The organism is Micromonospora sp. DT4 (assembly GCF_049841675.1).
Taxonomy (GTDB): Bacteria; Actinomycetota; Actinomycetes; order Mycobacteriales; family Micromonosporaceae; genus Micromonospora.
On record NZ_JBNCKT010000212.1, the window covers coordinates 1 to 4,153 of the forward strand.

Genomic DNA, 4,153 nt, shown 5'->3' on the forward strand with positions numbered 1-4,153 from the left:
GGAGGTCGACGCGTATGGCTGATCGGATGCTGACTCGGTGCGGAGCGGCGGCGGGACACTGCCCTGCACGTCGCCGGACAGAGCCGGCCCCGACAGTGGCGGGGCCAGCAAGTCCGGCTCGAAGTCGTCGTGGACGAGATACTGGCTGGCGCCAGAGCCCCAGACGCCGTCGTCAAGGCTGGGTTGGGGTATATCGGTGGTCTGCATGAGGGCATCAGGGCCGTCCGGTGGATACATGACCGAACCGGCACCTATCGCAGGAGCGTCGACATTCTGCCCGACAGCGGCAGCGGAACTAACAGAAGCCTCGGCCCTGCCAGACTCAACCTGCACATTCCACAAACCAACAAGACGCCAACCCTCTCCATGCCCGACGGGTTTTATCTCCCACGAACCCTTCGGAGATACTCCCGTTCTCTCTAATGCATCCCGCAAGCTTGCGATAGCCACACTGGGCCGTGAGGAGCCCTCGTGCGCACTTTTGATCTCGGCGTGCGTCACTATTTCGTCGGCCGTACCGCGCTTGTCGATAAGAAGGCGAAGTATTGAGGCGGCGTTTTTTCCGAGTTTGCGCACCTCTCCGCCGCCGCGTTTTAGTTCACACTCAGCAAGAGACCATTGCGCGTGCGCAGGAGCGACGACATCCTGCCCGACAGAGGCAGCGGCGGCACTAACAGAAGCCTCGGCCCCGCCAGACTCAACCTGCACATTCCGCAAACCAACAAGACGCCAACCTTTTTCGCGCCCGTCGTATTCTATCTCCCACGAATCCCTCGGCAATCCTTTCGTTTTCCCTAATGTGATCCGTAAGTTTGCGATAGCCACATGAGGTGGCGAGGAGCCATCGTACGCACTCTTGATCTCGGCGTGCGTCACGACTCCGTTGGCCGTGTCGCGCTTGTCGATAAGAAGGCGAAGTATTGAGGCGGCGTTTTTTCCGAGTTCGAGTACATTTTCGCCGCCGCGTTTTAGTTCACGCCCGGCAAGAGACCATTGCGCGTGCGCAGGAGCGACGATATCCTGCCCGACAGAGGCAGCGGCGGCACTAACAGAAGCCTCGGCCCCGCCAGACTCGACCTGCACATTCCACGAACCAACAAGACGCCAACCTTCTCCAAGTCCGCCGGACTCTATCACCCACGAATCTCTCGGCAATCCTTTCGTTTTCCCTAATGTGATCCGTAAGTTTTCGATAGCCACACCAGGTAGCGTGCGGCCCTTGTACGCACTCTCGATCTCGGCGTGCGTCACGAATTCGTTGGCCGTGCCGCGCTTGTCGATAAGAAGGCGAAGTATTGGGGCGACGTATTTTCCGAGTTCGAGTACATTTTCGCCGCCGCGTTTTAGTTCACGCCCGGCAAGAGACCATTGCGCCTGCGCAGGAGCGATGACATCCTGCCCGACAGCAGCAGCATCAAAAGCCAGTTGCCCGGCGCTGTGCTGCGTGGAGGTCGACGCGTACGGCTGATCGGATGCTGACTCGGTACGGAGCGGCGGCTGGACACTGCCCTGCACGTCGCTGAGCAGAGCCGGCCCCGACAGTGGCAGGGCCAGCATGTCCGACCCGGAGCCGTAGTGGACGAGATACTGGCTGGCGCCAGAGGCCCAGACGCCGTCGTCAAGGCCGGGTAGGGGGCTGTTGTGGTGGTCGGTGGTGATCCATGTGTGTGGGTACGAGTCGCTTGATGAGGACTCTGCCAGTGTGTGCTGGGGTGTGTCGGTGGTGACTGTGGGGTTGACCTGTGTGGGGACCAGGGTCAGGGGCAGGTATTGGTGGTGGTTGCGGTAGAGATAGAGCTGGGGGTGGCCTCGGTTGGGGACGTGGGTGACATCCGTGATGACGTTGTCGCTGTTTTCGAGGATGCGGATGTCGAGGTCGAGAATTCGGGCCAGGACGTAGGGCATGTCGAGGCCGAGCGGCGTGTCCCAAAGATCTGCCCTCTGCGAGGCTTCCCGTAACAATTCGGCATACGACCTGCAGCGCAGTGCGAGTTCGCGGATCCTCGGATCGCTTTCCGGGTGCTTTGCCGAAGCCCAGCGTTCCCTGAAATACTTGTAGCTATCCAGGTCATCGGCTATTTCATCGGTGAGGAACTCAGGTATTTTGCGCTGAAAGAACTGCGGCCGTGGCTCCTGCGTGTCGGTGGGGTAAACCTCGGATGGCAGGACAACCATCTGCCTGATGGCGTTGTCCAGCACCGCGTGGAACAGGTTGTAAGCGTCGTTGGGTGCCGCACCGATCCGCGCCATATAATCAAAGCAGTCCGGCAATTGAATCACCGACCCGACACCTACCGCCGGCGGTGCCCCCTCAGCCGCTGGCAACCAATTTTCCCACAAGCCGCCATCGGCCGGGCCAACATCCGACCCTACCGCATTGCTGAGCCCGTCATCCCCGACAGCATCGACATCCATCGCACCCAGCAAGTCTAGTGGCGCGTTCGCCCACACAGGAGCGACGACACCCTGCCCAGCAGCGGCAGCGGCAGCGGCAGCGGCAGCGGCAGCGGCAGCGGCAGCATCAAAAGCCAGTTCGCCGGCGCTGTGCTGGGTGGAGGTCGACACGTACGGCTGGGTGGAGGTCGACGCGTACGGCTGATTGGATGCCGACTCGGTACGGAGCGGCGGCCGGACACTGCCCTGCACGTCGCCGGGCAGAGCCGGCCCCGACAGTGGCAGGGCCAGCATGTCCGGCCCGGAGCCGTCGTGGACGAGATACTGGCTGGCGCCAGCGACCCAGACGCCGTCGTCAAGGCCGAGTTGGGGTATACCGGAGGTCTGCATGAGGGCATCAGGGCCGTCCGGTGGATACATGACCGAACCGGCACCTATCGCAGGAGCGTCGACATCCTGCCCGACAGCGGCAGCGGCAGCGGCACTAACAGAAGCCTCGGCCCCGCCAGACTCAACCTGTACATTCCACAAACCAACAAGACGCCAACCTATTCCACGCCCGACGGATTCTATCTTCCACAAATCCTTCAGCAACACTTCCGTATTCTCTAATTCCAACCGTACGACGCTGATAGCCATACTGGGCGGGAGGCCCTCGTACACCCTCTCGATCTCGGCGTGCGTCACGATTTCGTTGGCCGTGCCGCGCTTGTCGATAAGAAGTCGAAGTAGTGAGGCGGCCCCGTTTCTGAGTTCGAGCACCTTTTCGCCGTCGCGTTTTAGTTCACGCCCGTCAAGAGACCATTGCGCCTGCGCAGGAGCTGCGACATCCTGCCCGGCAGCGGCAGCGGCAGCGGCAGCGGCAGCGGCAGCGGCAGCGGCAGCGGCAGCGGCACTAACAGAAGCCTCGGCCCCGCCAGACTCAACCTGCACATTCTCCAAACCAACAAGACGCCAACCTCTTTCATGCTCGTCGAATTCTATCTCCCACGAGCCCTTCTGAAATACTCCCGTTCCTTCTAATGCCTCCCGTACCGACCTGATAGCCTGACTGGCCGGCGAGAGGCCCTTGTACACACTCTCGACCTCGGCGTGCGTCACGAATCCGTCGGCCACGCCGCGCTTGTCGATAAGAAGTCGAAGTAATGAGGCGGCCTTGTCTCCGAGTACGCGCACCTCTTCGCTGCCGCGTTTTAGTTTACGCCCGTCAAGAGACCATAGCGCCTGCGCAGGAGCGACGACACCCTGCCTGACAGAGGCAACCTGCACATTCTCCAAACCAACAAGACGCCAACCTGTTCCATCCCCGCCGAATTCTATCGCCCACGAACCCTTCGGGAATAATTCCGTTCTATTTAATGCAGCCCGTACGTTGCCGATAGCCAAACTGGGCGTTACGGGGCCCGTGTGCACACTCTCGATGTCGGCGTGTGTCACGAATTCGTTGTCCGTGCCGCGCTTGTTGATAAGAAGTCGAAGTATTGAGGCGGTGTTATCTCCGAGTTTGCGCACCTCTTCGCCGTCGCCTTTTAGTAGTTTGCGCCCGTCGAGAGACCATTGAACCTGCGCCCTAGCGCCGGTGTGCTGGCCCGTGGCAGACGACAAGCCAGGCGCGTGCTGCTGGCTACCGCTGTGGTCGGTGGAGGTCGACGCGTACGGCTGACCGGTGTGCATGCCGATACGGACGGTCGAAGACGAATCCAACAACACGCCGACCCGTGAAGTGCCGACCGGATCACCATGCACGCCCGCTCGCATG

General features: G+C 61.2%; 1 protein-coding gene. It reads right to left on the bottom strand.

Annotated elements, in window-relative coordinates; genetic code table 11:
- The coding region (locus ACLQ24_RS28725; protein WP_425894867.1) for a hypothetical protein at positions 1-4,140 on the bottom strand (4,140 nt) is incomplete at its 3' end.
- Between the last annotated feature and the right edge of the window lie 13 nt (positions 4,141-4,153).